This window comes from Cognatishimia activa (assembly GCF_026016445.1).
GTDB classification, from domain to species: Bacteria; Pseudomonadota; Alphaproteobacteria; order Rhodobacterales; family Rhodobacteraceae; genus Cognatishimia; species Cognatishimia activa_B.
In genome coordinates this window covers 3,070,066-3,085,514 of record NZ_CP096147.1, presented here as the reverse complement: position 1 = coordinate 3,085,514, position 15,449 = coordinate 3,070,066, and the positions used below count along the sequence as shown (strand labels likewise).

The following is a 15,449-nucleotide window of genomic DNA, read 5'->3' as shown; positions in this document are numbered from 1 at the left end:
AATATTGCACTCACTTTTGCAAACAATGGCAGAGCTTTGCCAATTTTAGATACAACCAGCGCGAATGTGATTTCAAAAATCGTCAAAATTCCGTATGATTGTCCAAAATAAATAAACAAATGCGAGAGGCCCATGAGCAGACACTTTCGCGCCCTGATTGTCCTATTGCTGGTCGCTGCATGCAGTGGCGGGAACAATTCGGCGCCAAGAAATTTGAATGACGCGTGTTCTATTCTGAACCAACGCCCAAAATTTGCCCGTGCCTTTAAGGCGACAGAACGCCGTTGGGGCGTACCCGCGCACGTGCAGATGGCTGTCATTTACCAAGAGAGCAAATTTATCGCCAATGCCCGCACACCATATCGCTATGTGCTGGGTGTGCTTCCAATGGGTCGCCAAAGCTCGGCCTATGGCTACGCACAGGCGCTGGACGCGACATGGGATGGCTATCGCCGTGCGACAGGCCGCTGGGGTGCAGATCGGGATGATATCTTCGACGCAACAGACTTCATGGGTTGGTACATGAATGAAACGCGTGAACGAAACGGTATTTCTTTGCGTGATGCACGGAATCAGTATCTCGCCTATCACGAAGGCCACACTGGCTACGCGCGTGGAAGCTACAAAAGCAAAAGCTGGCTGCTGCGTGTTTCAGGAGAGGTTGCCTCGCGGGCAGATACCTATCAGGGGCAGCTCGCGAGCTGCCGCCGTTTCAGATAGTCAAAAAGGGGGCCGAGGCCCCCTTTTCCTTTAGTCGTCGTCTCGCTCCGGTACCAATTGATTGGTGAGACGTGTGATATTAAAAAGCTTATTTTCAAGTTTCACATTCCGGTTCAACTCGCCCAAGGCCACGGTCGTCTCGGTACCGTATTCATCTTGAATGACCCACTGTTTCAGCTTTACGGGATTATCAGAGAAATGCAGCTGAATGGCTCCTCTCTCTGGATTTTTGGGATCCTGCGCCGTCACAATTGTGACTTTGCCATCATAGGAATGCCCGACCACCATATCGCGTTCTTTTAAGTTCACATTTCGCTCAAGAATCAGCCACAGCGGCGTGCGACGCAAAGGGTAGTTTTCGGGTGGTTCGTTCGACTTCAGATCAAAGATCGCGATCTGACCTCCACCAGCCATGACCAAAGCCGCAGCGGGAGGATCATATTCAAAGCGCGCGCGCCCTGGGCGTTTGATCATCAACGTCCCGGTTGAAATCGAATTGTCGTCATTGACCTGCGTAAAACTGGTTTGCGCGGAGCCAATGCCCCGAAGATAGGCTGAAATTTCATCAAGCGACAGCTTATCAGCCATCGCGGGGCCTGCCATCGCAAGCGCAAGGCTTGGGGCAATCAGAAAGCGTAAGTGTTTCATATCTTTAATGTAGGCATGAAAAAAGAGCGGTACCAGCCCGCCCTATATCAGAAATCTGTGTGTCGGTAGAATTTCGCCGGTTATTGTTCAGGCACCAAAATCTCGCGTTTGCCAACATGGTTTGCTGAAGAGACGACACCTTCGTCTTCCATCTGTTCAACCAGCTTCGCAGCTTTGTTGTAGCCTATAGAGAGTTTGCGTTGGATATAGGAAGTCGAGCACTTACGATCTTTGATCACAATGGCCACCGCCTGATCATAGAGCGCGTCTTCACCATTGGTATTGCCTCCAAGACCCAAAACAGCATCGATATTGCCAGCTTTCTCATCTGCCGGGCCTTCGACCACACCACCAACATACTCTGGTTCACCAAAGGACTTGAGGTGGTTCACGATTTCTTCGACTTCCTCATCGCTCACAAATGGGCCGTGGCAACGGGTGATCTTTGCACCGCCCGCCATATAAAGCATGTCGCCCATGCCCAAGAGTTGTTCGGCACCCATTTCACCAAGGATGGTGCGGCTGTCCACTTTGGATGTCACCTGGAAGGAAATCCGGGTTGGGAAGTTCGCCTTGATCGTACCTGTAATGACGTCCACGGATGGGCGCTGGGTCGCCATGATAATGTGGATACCAGAGGCACGCGCCATCTGCGCGAGGCGCTGAATGCAGGCTTCAATCTCTTTACCAGCCACCATCATCAGGTCAGCCATCTCATCGACGACAACGACGATGTAAGGCATTTTCTCTGGAATGATCTCTTCGGTTTCAAAGACTGGCTCGCCGGTCTCGTCATCAAAGCCAGTTTGGACGGTTCGGCTGAAGGTCTCGCCTTTCGCCAACGCATCTTCGACGCGGCTGTTATATCCATCGATGTTGCGCACACCCATTTTGGACATCTTACGATAGCGATCTTCCATCTCGCCCACTGTCCATTTCAGGGCCACAACTGCCTTTTTTGGGTCTGTGACCACGGGGGACAGGAGGTGTGGAATGCCGTCATAAACAGAGAGTTCCAGCATCTTAGGGTCGATCATGATCAAGCGGCACTCTTCCGGTGTCAGCTTAGATAGAAGCGACAAAATCATGGTGTTGATCGCAACAGACTTACCTGAACCCGTGGTACCCGCGATCAGCAGGTGAGGCATCTTAGCGAGGTTCGCAACAATCGGATCACCGCCAATGTCTTTACCCAAAGCCAAGGGAAGTTTGCGATTTGAAGATTCATATTCACGAGACGACAGGATCTCACGGAATGCCACCATTTCGCGTTTGTCATTCGGCAATTCGATACCAATCACCGAACGACCGGGTACAGTCGAAACACGCGCTGACAGCGCACTCATAGAGCGCGCAATGTCATCGGAAAGGCCAATCACACGACTCGCTTTAAGACCCGGTGCAGGCTCAAGTTCATACATGGTTACAACCGGGCCAGGACGGACAGAGACGATCTCACCCTTGACGCCATAATCATCAAGGACCGCTTCAAGCATGCGCGCATTCTCTTCCAGCGCCTCGTCGCTCAGCACATGACGCTCGATTGTGTCAGGGCTTGCAAGCAAGCTCAGCGGAGGCAGTTCAAACTCTGCCGCCTTCTCGTCAAATGCCAGCTGGGGCTGCGCTTCAGCTTTGGCGCGCGCCGATTGTTGAACGGGTTTACGTGGCGGGTGCTGAACCACCTTGCGTGGTTCAGGTGTTGGGATCTGTTGAGCCGAGCGCTGAATTGGCACAACAGGTGCCTCAACCACTTCTTCTTCGGCTTCAATGTAGGGGGCAAAAACCTCTTCCGGGTGAGGCGCAACGATGTCTGCGTGACTTTGCACACCCTGCGCTGTCAATGGAGGTTCAGGACGCAGCCCTGCATCTGCTCCCGGCTGGAGTACCAATGGATCGGGACCGCGGCCCATACCTTTGGTAACAGGCGCAATTTCCGGTGCGTAGGTCGGTTTATTGCTGCGAATACGGCTTTTGATCACATCGTTAATCTTGGCTTTGATGCGATCATCTCCTGGCATGTTCTCCACATCGACAACGGCCTCTTCCACAACCAGCTCAGGTTCTGGCATGGGCTCAGGACGTTTGATCAGATTTGGAACGCGGGCCAAGAGACCCTGTTTCGGGGCTTCCTCAACTTCCGGCGCGGCCTCAACCAAAGGTTCGCTATAGACCGGATCAGCATCAACGCTATCGGCCCAACTGTCCTGCACAGCAGCCGCCTGCGCTTTGCGCTCATTGCGACGTTCCTGCAAAGCTTGCGCCGCGCCAACTGCACCGGTTGCTCCACGGCCCAGAAGGTTCATCAGATTTGCGTAGGTGACGATGATACCGATCAGCAGGAAACGCCCTACCCAATTCAGCTCAGGGCGGGTGAATCCCATCACAAATAGCATCAAAGCCAGTACACCGAGCCCCATCAGGAAAGACATAATTTTCAGGCCGATCGATGCACCAACCGGAAGGATTGTCAGCAAAGCACCTAGAACGGTATCGCCGAACAGGCCACCAAGACCAAAAGAATGCGTCCAGCTCTCATTTGGAACCAAAGTCGCTGCGTAAACCGAACACAGAGCGAGTACGATTGGCGCGAAAACAGCACGACTGATGGCGCGCTCTTCACCACGGTGGAATGCAAATCGCAAACCCCAAGCGAGTGCGACCAAGGCGACACCCCAACTGCCCCAGCCGATTATCATAAAGAGAGGTGCAGAAATCGACGCGCCCAAGCGGCCCATCCAGTTCTGAACGGGCGCGTCAGTCGCAGACATCCAGTTTGGATCGTCAGGCGTGTAAGAACCGATCATGGCTGCTGCCACCAGACCGACGAGGATCAGGCCGATGCCGATCAACTCTTTACCGCGCTTTTCTAAAATGGCTTGGGTGTTGCTGTCCAACAGAGGATCGCGTCCACGTGCCTGATATGCCATCGTTAAACCTCGTACTTATTGGTAAAGGCATTCGCGCAGGGTAGTCAGCGCGGCCTTCACATCGTTTTTTGGGGCCACAAGAGCGACCCGAATATATGGTTTTCCGGGGTTCTCCCCGTCTACGTCGCGGCTGAGGTACGCGCCTGGCAGAACACGTACGCCCGTCTCTTTCCAGAGCTTCAAAGCCGCGGCCTCCCCGTCTTCTACAGGGAGCCATAAAAAGAAGCCGGCCTGAGGTTTTGTGTACCCCGGAATATCGGCGAAAATCTCGTCAGCGATGTCGAACTTCTCCGCGTAAAGACGGCGGTTTTCTTCGACATGCGCTTCGTCTGCCCAGACCTTTTCGGAGGCACGCTGCAACGGCAATGGCAGCGGCGCACCAGAATAAGCACGCAGACGCTTGATATGCTTCAAGCTTTCAGGCCCACCCGCCACAAAGCCAGAGCGCAACCCAGGAAGATTGCTGCGTTTGCTCAAGCTGTGGAAAATCACCACACGTTCAGGGTCCGCACCTAGGTCCTGCGCAACTTTCAGAGCACCTTCGGGTTTCTGATCGCGATAAATCTCAGAATAGCATTCGTCCGCGAAGACTTTGAAATCGTATTTCTCAGCCAGTGTGATCAGCTTTTCGAGGTAGTCCCGGCTGGCGATTGCGCCTTGAGGATTGGAAGGTGAGCACACAAAGGCAATCGCGACACGCTGTAGAACTTTTTCAGGCAGCTGGGTGTAATCCGGCATGAACCCATTTTCAGCAGTTGCCGCGCAGAAATGTGGCTCAGCATTCACCGAAATCGTCCCGATCATATAGACCTGATAAAATGGGTTCGGCATCAGAACGACGGGCTTTTGATCGTTCTTCGTCTCAGGACACAACGCCATCGCGGCATTGTAGAGACCCTCGCGCGTACCATTCAGCGCCATGATCTGTGAGGCCGCATCTACTTTTGCGCCAAAACGACGATCCAACCAATCGGCGATGGATTTTTGCAGCTCAGGTGTGCCGTCATTCGGAGGGTAGTTGTTAAAGCCAGCAGCATTTTCTGCGATGATATCTGTAACCCACGCAGGGAACGCGTGTTTAGGTTCACCAATGGTCATATGGACCACTGGACCACCTGGTTCATGAGAATCCAGAAGACTCCGCAAGCGCGGAAACGCATATGCCGGAAGGTTCGAAAACCGCTCGGGAAACATCCAATACTGCCTCAGTTGTCGGGATCATTAGCGCCCCGTTTGGGGATAAGTTACCCAAACAAGGTCAATTCGTCCAGAAAAACCCTGAGCTTCCCATCAGTTGTGGCTTTTTAGCCCTGCCTTAGATAAGGCGGCGTTCGACTGCAGCTGCGGCCCGCAAAAGTCGAGCTTCGCCAAAGGGTTGGCCGAGGATCATTAATCCACAACTTGGTATACCCGTCGGCAGGGAAATTGCGCTCAGGCCAAAGAGATTTCCAATCCGCGTATTACGAAGCGCAAGTAGGTTCTCACGAATGTAATAGTCGTGGTCCGTTTGCAGACGCCGCAGATTTGGCGGCATGATCGGCGTTGTTGGACAAAGAACACCATCATAGCCAGCAACACGCGCTGACCATTCTTTGCGCAGGAACTCAAGTCCCTGCCAGGCATCTACATAGTCCGCTGCCAAAATCTGCGCACCGGACCGAAAACGCTCCAGAATTTCCGCAAACATTGAATCGGGGCTCGCCTCGATCACATCTTTCCACGTCCCATAGGCCTCAGCGGTGAAAAGCGTCCCTGACAAAGGCAGCGCCCGTGCGACCTCAGGTGCTGTGATGCGGTCCACACGCGCGCCCGCATCTCTAAGCTTTTGAACAGACTGGTTAAAGGCTTGCAAAGGTGTATCGCGAACATCCTCAAGTGCAGCTGTTTCTAAGACTGCAAATGACGAGCCTTCGAGGGATGTGTTTTGCAAATCTACAGCAGGCGCTCCTGTGAGCGCAGACAAAGCCAATGCTGCATCTTCAACCGTTCGGCAAAGCGGCCCAACCGTATCAAACTTTGGACAAAGAGGAACAGAACCTTCATTGGGCACGAGACCCCAAGTGGTCTTCAAACCAACAAGGTCGTTCCAGGCCGAAGGAACGCGAACAGACCCACCAGTATCCGAACCGATGGCCATCGGAGCCAATCCGAATGCGACTGAGGCTGCGGCGCCAGAGCTAGAACCACCAGGCACCGCTTCAACATCATTTACGCAGGGCGGCGTTGCAGTCATTGGATTTAAGCCCAACCCTGAAAATGCCAATTCAGACATATGGGTTTTGCCCAAACATACGAGACCCAACTGAGATGCTGTTTTCAGAACACGCGCATCTTCACTTGGCACGCGCCCTTTGAGCAACATGGACCCCGCTTCTGTCTCGGTACCTGCGGTGTCGAAAAGGTCTTTCCAACTGACAGGCACCCCATCCAGCGGCGAAAGACGCTGCCCAGCGCGCGCACGTTCGGCTGCAGCTTCCGCCTCTGCCAAAGCACGCTCATGGGTGACGCGGGAATATATTTTATCTTTTAAATTGTGGCTCTCAATGGCACCCAAAAAGGCCTGGGACAGTGCGACGGGATCGATGGATCCTTCCCCAATTCCGCGTCCAAGCTGCGCGGCACTCATTTTCAACCAGTCAAACATAAGCGCTCCACCCTCTTTTCGGACGGTAGCGGCCCTAAGGCGCATGGACAATCCCGAAGTCATGCACATATTGAGCCTTATGGAATATGATAGCGACATCATCATCGCGGGCGGCGGTTTGAATGGCCCTGCCCTTGCTCTGGGTCTGGCCCAGAAAGGCTTTACCGTCACAATGATCGATGCGCGCCCGAAACGCGCGCGGGCAGATAGCAATTTTGACGGGCGTGGCTATGCTCTGGCACTCGCCTCAAAGCGACTACTTGAAGCAATCGGAGTGTGGGACGCAGTCTCCAAAGATGCGCAACCAATGAAGGACATCAAGGTCAGCGATGGTCGGGCGGGCGAAGGCCCCTCCCCATTCTTCTTGCATTTCGACCATACGGAACTTGAAGAAGGCCCAATGGGTTTCATGGTCGAAGATCGTTTTCTTTACCGCGCCTTCCTTGCGGCGGTTGAAGCCGAAGAACGGATTACCACAATCAACGAAGACAGCGTCGTAGCGCAGGACATTTATGATGATGGTGTGACCATTAGCCTGCAGTCGGGCAAAGCATTGAAGGCACGCGTGCTAATTGGCTGTGACGGCCGTCAAAGCGGCGTCGCAAAACGCGCAGGCATCAAGCGTACAGGCTGGAGCTATGGCCAAACCGCTCTGGTCTGCGCGATTGATCATGAATTGCCTCATAACGGTGTCGCACATCAGTTCTTCATGCCGCCCGGCCCCCTAGCGATCCTTCCTTTGCCAGGCAACCGCAGTTCCATCGTCTGGACAGAAACCGATGAAAATGCACAGGCCATCAATTCACTCAGTGATGACGATTATATGGAAGTGCTACGCCCACGCTTTGGCAACTTCCTGGGCGAAATCTCTCTTGCAGGTGCGCGCTTCACCTACCCATTGAACCTGACCGTCGCAAACGAATTTGTGGCGGAGCGTGTCGCACTCGTCGGGGACGCTGCCCACGGCATGCACCCAATTGCCGGCCAAGGCCTGAACGCGGGTCTGCGCGATGTGGCTGCTATGGTGGATGTGCTTGTTGAAGCACGCCAACGCGGCGAAGACATTGCCTCTCCATTGGTGCTAGAGCGCTATCAGCAGTGGCGCCGTTTCGACACCCACGCCATGGTGGCTGCGACGGACCTGACCAACAAACTCTTCTCAAACGACAATCCACTATTGCGACTTGGACGTGATGTCGGTTTGGGCGTGATCAACAGGCTACCCGGTGTACGTCGCAGCTTCATCCGCGAAGCCGCGGGCCTTAGCGGTGATCTTCCGACTTTGATGCGATGACGCTTATTCGAGCTCTTTGGCTTCGTCGATCAACATAATCGGAATGCCATTGCGGATCGGATAGGCCAAAGATGCAGCCTTGGACACCAGAACCTGGTTGTCGGCATCATACTCAAGACGGGTTTGAGTCTGTGGGCACACTAAAGACTCAAGCATCTTGCGGTCAAATTTACCGGTTTCACTCATTGCATCCGATCCTCTGCATCACCGCTTAGCAGTGAGAATTCCAATAGCGTCGTCAGAATTTTCCGCCGATCCGAGAGCGCCTTTGCTTCCAACAACGCCTGCTTATCTTCAACCTGCAGTTCCAGCAACATGGCAAGCGAATTGATCAGCATTTCATTGTCGGCTTCCTTGAGGGCGTCCCAATCGGTCGAAAGGGACTGCGCGTCAAAATACTTTTTCAGAAGAGTTAGGAAATCAGGCCGATTGAAACCAGCGTCCTCTTCGTGAAGCCCTAGGTCACGATCAAAATCCCGCCATTCAACAAGACATTTCCGATAGCTCTGAAAGCCGTTTTCCTCTTTCAAAATACGGAAACGCGACACTCCTGAAAGGGTGATCATATAGCGACCGTCTTCGGTTTCCGAAAACTGCGTTACACGACCAGCGCAGCCAATGTTGTGCAATTCTTTATCGGCATGAGGCAAGGGCTGCACCATCCCGATCAAGCGATTGCGCGACTTCAAACAGTCATCGAGCATCGCCAGATAACGCGGCTCAAAGATGTGTAAGGGCAAGCGTGCGCGCGGCAGCAGTAATGCCCCCGGCAATGGGAATACCGGAAGCGTGTCTGGCAGATCTGCGGCTTTGAACATGCCGGAAAGTCTAGCGCGATGTGCCGATTAGGCAAATATCATCGAGCTAAGGCGACGACGACCGTTCAGAACAATCGTATCTTCAGGCTTCAATGCGTCAAAAATCGTGAACAGTTGAGTCTTGGCGGCTGCGTCATTCCATTCGCGATCACGGCGGAACAATTCAAGCAGTTCGTCGACCGCTGCCTCGGTTTCACCCGCTGCATGCAAAGCCTGTGCAAGATCAAATCGCGCCTGATGATTATCACCATCAGCTTCTACTGCTGAACGCAATTCAGCCACTGGGCCTGCGTTTTCTGCCTGGCGCGCCAGTTCGATCTGCGCACGCACAGCTTCGATCTCGGCAGCTTCTGCAATCTCAGCAGGAACACCGTTCAACACAGCCTCGGCTTCATCCGCATTATCCATCGCCAGATGGCAGCGGGCGAGACCAGCGAAAGCAACGGCATTATTTGGATCTTCACCGATGATAGCTGCAAAGGTTTGCGCAGCGTCCGCGACAGCGCCTTGCTCTAGCATCTCTTCTGCCGCTTCTAGTGCTTCGCCAAGGCCGCCGTCTGCAGAACCGCCACCTTGAGCGACAACGCGCCCAACAAATTCTTCGATCTCACTCGGAGGGATAGCACCCTGGAAGCCATCAATAGGTTGGCCTTTGAAAAACGCAAAGACTGTCGGGATCGACTGCACACGCATTTGACCCGCAATCATCTGATTCTCATCGACATTGACTTTGGCCATTTTCACCGCGCCTTTGGCTTTGGTCACAGCCGCTTCAAGCGCGGGGCCAAGCGTCTTGCATGGACCACACCATGGCGCCCAGAAGTCAACGATCACAGGGACTTCCTGAGAGGCTTCCACCACATCCTGCATGAAAGTGGCTTCTGTAACATCTTTGATCAGATCACCTACCGGCGCTTCGGCGCCCTGTCCTAGTTCGAACATGGTCTTAATCCCCATATAATCATTGCGCTCTATATGGCCCTTAATCAGCCATGTGCCAAGGCGACAGTCGCCTCAGATTGCAAAAGACGCGTCGTTAGAACTGCTTAGAGATCAAATGTCGCAAAGACAGGGGCATGATCGCTCGGCTTTTCCCATCCACGTGCATCACGCAGGATACGGCTGCCGTGACCGGCGTTTGAGATGTCACTGGTCGCCCAAACATGATCCAGGCGGCGCCCTTTGTCAGCTGCATCCCAATCCCTCGCGCGATAACTCCACCAGCTATAGAGCAACCCTTCCGGGATATCTTGGCGGGTCACGTCAACCCAGTCACCCGCATCCTGGGTTTCGGCAAGATGCTCAACCTCGATCGGCGTATGGCTAACAATCTTCAGAAGTTTCTTGTGATCCCAAACATCGTCTTCACGCGGAGCAATATTCAAGTCACCGACAAGAATAGACTTTTTAGGTTTCTCAGCCTTGAACCAGTCGCGCATTTCGGTGAGGTAGTCGAGCTTTTGGCCAAACTTCTCGTTGATCTCACGGTCCGGCTTGTCGCCACCAGCGGGCACGTAAAAGTTGTGGATGGTCACACCGTTCTCAAGCTTGCCCGCAATGTGACGTGCATGACCCAGCTGGGCGAAATCTTCACTGCCAGCTTCAACCATTGGGATCTTGGATAAAATCGCGACACCGTTGTATCCCTTCTGCCCACGCGCGACCATGTGTTGGTAACCAAGCGCTTTGAAACCTTCCAATGGAATGAGATCTACAGGGCTTTTGCACTCTTGAAGGCAAAGCACATCTGGGGTCTCTTCTTCCATGAGTTTAAGCACGATCGGCTCGCGCAAACGCACGGAATTGATGTTCCAAGTGGCTAAGGTAAAAGACATGTCGCGCTCCGAAAGTTCACGTTTTGTGCCAAACTAACCAAAGCCGATCAGCAGCGCTACAACAATCCGGAAGCTGCTCAAAAAAAGAGGTCCGGAACATGTCCGGACCAGTCCAACAGGGAGGTACATATCATAACCCGGATATGCACGGGATCTCTTGTGTTACCTACATGGGTGCCACGAGGCCCCTTGCCAAGTCAACGTATGCAGAAATTTTTACGTAACCTGTTGCAAGGGGAACTCATCTAATAGTTGTCACGACACCAATCTGTAGCCGCCGCTTTCAGTGACCAGCAACCGAGCATTGGAGGGATCAGGCTCGATTTTCTGGCGTAGTCGATAGATATGGGTTTCCAATGTGTGGGTTGTAACACCGGCATTGTAGCCCCAAACTTCATGCAGCAGCACATCGCGCGCCACGACACCGTCGGTACTGCGATAGAGGAATTTCAGGATATTCGTCTCTTTCTCAGTAAGGCGAATTTTGCGATCTTCTTCGGTCACCAGCATCTTCATCGCAGGTTTGAAAGTGTATGGCCCAAGCGTAAATACGGCGTCTTCGCTTTGCTCGTGCTGACGCAGCTGCGCACGGATACGGGCCAAAAGCACAGGGAATTTGAAGGGCTTAGAGACATAATCATTTGCACCGGCATCAAGACCCAGAATGGTGTCTGCATCAGTGTCATGACCTGTAAGCATCAAGATCGGGCTCTTTACCCCTTGCTTGCGCATCAAGCGGCAAAGCTCTCTGCCATCAGTGTCTGGTAGGCCCACATCCAAGATCACGAGGTCAAACAGACCTTCTTTAGCGCGCGCCATGGCTTCGCTGCCGTTGCCTGCCTCGAAAACATCGAAATCTTCAGTCATCACTAGCTGTTCTGACAATGCCTCGCGCAGGTCATCGTCATCGTCTACCAGTAGAATTCTCTTGAGCTGTCCCATTGGGCGTCTCCGTGTTTTGTTTCCTAACACTTGCGCGTCGTGTTGGGCTTTCTCAAGGTATGCTGCAATATTTTCACGCCGTCGTGTATTTGCGTGTGGAAATGTTTCACATTCCTACAAAAGAGGCTACATCTGGCACGCTAACGCACAAGGGGATCGCATGAGTTTTGCTCCTGACATTCTGCAACGTCTGGCACGCGCACGCGCTGATTTGCGCATGGGTGTCCCCATTCTGGTGCTGAATGAAACCGAATCCTATATGGTCCTGGCGGCAGAAACGCTTCAAGATCATAGACTTGCCTCTGCCAAGTCTCTATCTGACGATCTGGTTCTAGTGCTGACTGCGCGTCGCGCGGAAACTCTAAAAGCACGGGCCTATGATGTTGATCTTGCCCGGATCATCATGACATCCAACGCGACCACGGAGTGGGTGCGCTGCGTTGCAGATCCCGCGGATGATCTGAAAATGCCCATCAAAGGCCCCTTCAAATCGCAGCGAGAAGGCAGCGCTTCATTACATTTGTTGGCCCTGAGTCTGGTGAAGTCAGCCCAATTGTTACCGTCTGTGGTGATGTTGCCGGTGGAAAATCCCGCCTATTTCGCCTTGGAGAATGGCCTGACGACGATTCCTGAAAATCTCGCCAAACCTTATTTACTCTCTTCAAGCCCCATGAACTCTGTCGTAAATGCGCGCTTACCGATGCAGGCGGCGGAAGCTGGCAGGCTGCATATCTACCGCCCAGAAGATGGCGGGGAAGAACACTACGCAATTGAGATTGGCAAACCATGCCGCAGCAAACCCGTGTTGGCGCGCCTGCATTCCGCGTGTTTTACGGGCGATGTTCTGGGATCTTTGAAATGCGACTGCGGACCACAGCTGAACGCTGCCTTAGCTCAGATGGGCGAAGAAGGCGAAGGCGTGTTGCTTTACCTCAACCAGGAAGGTCGAGGCATTGGCCTCGCCAACAAGATGCGCGCTTACTCATTGCAAGATCAGGGTTTTGATACAGTCGAAGCCAATCATCGCCTGGGCTTTGAAGACGACGAACGAGATTTCCGTATCGGGGCGAACATCCTGAAAGAACTCGGCTTCTCCTCCGTGAGGCTTCTGACAAACAATCCGCGCAAGATAGATATGATGGAGAGCACTGGCATCCAGGTCGACGAGCGGGTTGAGCTGAAGGTTGGCGAGAACGCCCATAATACAGCCTACCTAGCGACCAAAGCCGCCAAATCCGGACATTTGCTTTGAGCGACATGATCCTAACACCCACAGGGCTGCGTTTTCACGGGAGAAAACTTCCCTGCTCCATTGGAAAAGGTGGCGTTAAAGCAGACAAACGTGAAGGAGATGGCGCAACACCAGCGGGGATACATAAGATTGTAGGGATGTATTATCGACCCGACAGAATCCGCGCTCTTCAGGATTGGGCTACCCCCATCGGCAATATGGATCTCTGGTCTGACGCCAGTGGCGATCAGCAATATAACCTTCACGTCAGACGACCCTATGACAAAAGTCATGAGGTGCTTAGGCGTTCTGATCCGCTCTATGATCTTATTTTGGTCACCGATTACAACTGGCCAAACGCCGTTGCCGGAAAGGGCTCAGCGATCTTCATTCACCAATGGCGGCGTCCTGGGTGGCCGACCGAAGGCTGCATTGCCTTTCAGCGGGACCATCTGCGATGGATCGCTGAACGGATTGAGCCCGGAACGCGGGTGATTGTTCCTGAGGCGATGTCTGACTAGCGGTAGTCTCTTGCTCCGAAGATCGCTGATCCAACTCGGACATGTGTCGCGCCCAAGGCCACCGCGCGCTCAAAGTCTTCGCTCATCCCCATCGAGAGTCCCGAAAGGCCGTTTCTCTCTGCGATCTTTTTGAGAAGAGCGAAATGCAGGCTTGGCTCTTCATTCACGGGAGGGATGCACATGAGGCCGACGATTGGCAGGTCCATGGATTTGCAATCCGAAATAAAAGCATCAGCTTCCGCAGGAAAGACACCTGCTTTTTGCTCTTCTTCGCCGGTGTTCACCTGAATAAACAAATCGGGGCAACTTCCAACTTCCTGAGCCAAACGCGCAAGCGTGTTTGCAAGCTTCGGGCGATCAAGGGAATGGATAGCTTCGAATAGCTGCATGGCCTGTCGGGCTTTGTTTGTTTGCAGCGGACCCAAAAGGTGGACTTTGGTATCTGGAAAGTCTTCTCGGAATTTCGGCCACTTACCAGCAGCTTCTTGCACTTTGTTTTCACCAAACAAGCGATGACCTTCTTCCAGAACGGATTGCACGCGCTCGTTGGGCTGCATTTTGGATACAGCTATCAACTGAGTGCCGCCAACTTCGCGTCCAGCGGATGCTTCCGCCTTGTGTATGCGAGATTGAATTTCTGAAAGTGACATATGCCTGGGCCCTAGATTGCAGTTGATCGGCACAAAACATCAAATACAGGCAAAAGAAAAGGGCAGGTCCGAGGACCCGCCCTAATTTGGTAACTTCAGCTTCTAATATTAGAAGGAGAAGGAGATACCCAGGTCTGCAACAGTGTTGCCAGCCGCTTCACCGATACCACCTGCGAGAGTTGCGCCACCCAGGTCGTATGCAACACCGATGCCGTACGCATCATTTGTGCCGTTGTCGCCGTAAACTGCAGTTACAGTTACGTCGCCAGTTGTGTAGGAACCTTCCAGACCATAGGAGTCGCCTGCGCCTACGTCAGCGTAAGTCGCTTTAACACCAAATGCACCTGCGGAGTAACCAACAGTCAGGTGCCAGAAGTCTGTGCCACCGGTGTCGCCTGCGCCTACATCAACAGAAACGGCGTCGAAGGATGCAGATGCACCTACAGCCCAGTCATCGTTGGAAGAATCCATGGACAGTGCAACGGAAACATCACCGAATGCGTAGTCTACACGAACGTCGTCGCCGCCAAAGCCACGGCCTGCACCGCCAGCTTTTTCTGCGATGTCGTCGATGCCGATACCGTCAAAACCGATGTCTGCCAGACCACCACGGTCAGCAGCGGAATCAACTGCGCCAACTGTCAGTGTCAGGCCATTGTAGGAGATGAACACTTCTGGGTCGTTGGAAACTGCTTGAGTAGTAGCAGAGTTCACGTGCGCGCCGTCGATGTCCATGGATGCACCAAATGACAGGCCGCCATCAGTTTCGCCGGAACCAACGATGTTGAAGTCGATTTCGTTTTTGACTGTGGTTGTGTCAACTGTGGTCACACCGTAGTCCAGACCAAAGTTTGCGCTACCGGTCAGTGCGAGATCTGCGGATGCAACACCTGCGGTCATTACGAGCGCGGTAGAAGCGAAGAGAACTTTTTTCATAGTTTTTCCCTCGGATTTTCAAAATTCAGCCCCAGCCGGAGAATCCGGAAAGGGTATGACGAGGGTTTCGCTTTTTTCGGGGGCACATTGCAAGCATGGCAAACCGGTCGATGATATTGCACAGGAAAGTTGATGCATGTTTGTCACACTTACCCGGCTCAGCCCCCACGTTCGGCCACAATCCGCCCAGTTTCTCTGTTCTCACAAGACTATAGGCACCCTTTATAAATACCCAAAAAACCTTGCCCTGCTCACCTTGCTTAGCTAGGACGGTACAGAACTG

15 protein-coding genes are annotated in these 15,449 nt (G+C 53.2%); 4 read left to right on the top strand and 11 right to left on the bottom strand.

Translation table 11 applies throughout. The features are described from left to right. Positions 1-132: 132 nt before the first annotated feature. A complete protein-coding gene (locus M0D42_RS15420) occupies positions 133-720 on the top strand; it encodes a transglycosylase SLT domain-containing protein (protein ID WP_265019485.1) in 588 nt (195 codons plus the stop codon). Between the two features lie 30 nt (positions 721-750). Here M0D42_RS15420 and M0D42_RS15415 read toward each other — a convergent pair whose 3' ends face one another. The 4 genes from M0D42_RS15415 to M0D42_RS15400 all read right to left on the bottom strand — a co-directional run bounded on the left by M0D42_RS15415 (position 751) and on the right by M0D42_RS15400 (position 6,939). Beyond that, entirely contained in the window at positions 751-1,368 is a 618-nt protein-coding gene (locus M0D42_RS15415) for a LolA family protein (protein ID WP_265019484.1), read from the bottom strand. A gap of 80 nt (positions 1,369-1,448) precedes the next feature. Beyond that, the gene (locus M0D42_RS15410; RefSeq protein ID WP_265019483.1) at positions 1,449-4,295 is read right to left on the bottom strand and encodes a DNA translocase FtsK; all 2,847 of its coding nucleotides are present in this window, start codon (positions 4,293-4,295) and stop codon (positions 1,449-1,451) included. A 15-nt stretch (positions 4,296-4,310) separates the two neighbouring features. Beyond that, a complete protein-coding gene (locus M0D42_RS15405; RefSeq protein ID WP_265019482.1) occupies positions 4,311-5,489 on the bottom strand; it encodes an aminotransferase class I/II-fold pyridoxal phosphate-dependent enzyme in 1,179 nt (392 codons plus the stop codon). A gap of 121 nt (positions 5,490-5,610) precedes the next feature. Then, a complete protein-coding gene (locus M0D42_RS15400) occupies positions 5,611-6,939 on the bottom strand; it encodes an amidase (protein WP_265019481.1) in 1,329 nt (442 codons plus the stop codon). Positions 6,940-7,018: 79 nt separating this feature from the next. On the opposite strand from M0D42_RS15400, the gene M0D42_RS15395 reads away from it, so the two are divergent. Next, the gene (locus M0D42_RS15395) at positions 7,019-8,233 is read left to right on the top strand and encodes a UbiH/UbiF/VisC/COQ6 family ubiquinone biosynthesis hydroxylase (protein ID WP_265021184.1); all 1,215 of its coding nucleotides are present in this window, start codon (positions 7,019-7,021) and stop codon (positions 8,231-8,233) included. 3 nt (positions 8,234-8,236) lie between these two features. Here the strand turns inward: M0D42_RS15395 and M0D42_RS15390 are convergent, their stop codons facing one another. The 5 genes from M0D42_RS15390 to M0D42_RS15370 all read right to left on the bottom strand — a co-directional run bounded on the left by M0D42_RS15390 (position 8,237) and on the right by M0D42_RS15370 (position 11,828). Beyond that, positions 8,237-8,419 (bottom strand): Trm112 family protein, encoded by a 183-nt coding sequence (locus M0D42_RS15390; protein WP_265019480.1) that lies wholly within the window; start codon positions 8,417-8,419, stop codon positions 8,237-8,239. Beyond that, the gene (locus tag M0D42_RS15385; RefSeq protein ID WP_265019479.1) at positions 8,416-9,051 is read right to left on the bottom strand and encodes an LON peptidase substrate-binding domain-containing protein; all 636 of its coding nucleotides are present in this window, start codon (positions 9,049-9,051) and stop codon (positions 8,416-8,418) included. Before M0D42_RS15385 ends, M0D42_RS15390 begins: the two co-directional genes overlap by 4 nt. A gap of 27 nt (positions 9,052-9,078) precedes the next feature. Continuing rightward, on the bottom strand, positions 9,079-9,993 hold the full coding sequence (locus tag M0D42_RS15380; protein ID WP_265019478.1) for a thioredoxin family protein: 915 nt from the start codon (positions 9,991-9,993) through the stop codon (positions 9,079-9,081). 104 nt (positions 9,994-10,097) lie between these two features. Further along, entirely contained in the window at positions 10,098-10,886 is a 789-nt protein-coding gene (locus M0D42_RS15375) for an exodeoxyribonuclease III (RefSeq protein WP_265019477.1), read from the bottom strand. 255 nt (positions 10,887-11,141) lie between these two features. Then, the gene (locus tag M0D42_RS15370) at positions 11,142-11,828 is read right to left on the bottom strand and encodes a response regulator transcription factor (protein ID WP_265019476.1); all 687 of its coding nucleotides are present in this window, start codon (positions 11,826-11,828) and stop codon (positions 11,142-11,144) included. Positions 11,829-11,988: 160 nt separating this feature from the next. Between M0D42_RS15370 and ribA the strand changes: the two genes are divergently transcribed. Together ribA and M0D42_RS15360 are read left to right on the top strand one after the other, a co-directional pair. Further along, complete coding sequence (gene ribA, locus M0D42_RS15365; RefSeq protein ID WP_265019475.1) at positions 11,989-13,080, top strand: GTP cyclohydrolase II; 1,092 nt, start codon at positions 11,989-11,991, stop codon at positions 13,078-13,080. 5 nt (positions 13,081-13,085) lie between these two features. Next, positions 13,086-13,580, top strand: a complete 495-nt coding sequence (locus M0D42_RS15360) for a L,D-transpeptidase family protein (protein WP_265021183.1) — start codon at positions 13,086-13,088, stop codon at positions 13,578-13,580. Here the strand turns inward: M0D42_RS15360 and M0D42_RS15355 are convergent. Together M0D42_RS15355 and M0D42_RS15350 are read right to left on the bottom strand one after the other, a co-directional pair. Next, positions 13,577-14,230: a YggS family pyridoxal phosphate-dependent enzyme gene (locus M0D42_RS15355; RefSeq protein WP_265019474.1), complete on the bottom strand. Its 654-nt coding sequence runs from the start codon at positions 14,228-14,230 to the stop codon at positions 13,577-13,579. The two genes, M0D42_RS15360 and M0D42_RS15355, sit on opposite strands and share 4 nt — an antisense overlap. 108 nt (positions 14,231-14,338) lie before the next feature. Further along, the gene (locus M0D42_RS15350; RefSeq protein WP_265019473.1) at positions 14,339-15,166 is read right to left on the bottom strand and encodes a porin; all 828 of its coding nucleotides are present in this window, start codon (positions 15,164-15,166) and stop codon (positions 14,339-14,341) included. Between the last annotated feature and the right edge of the window lie 283 nt (positions 15,167-15,449).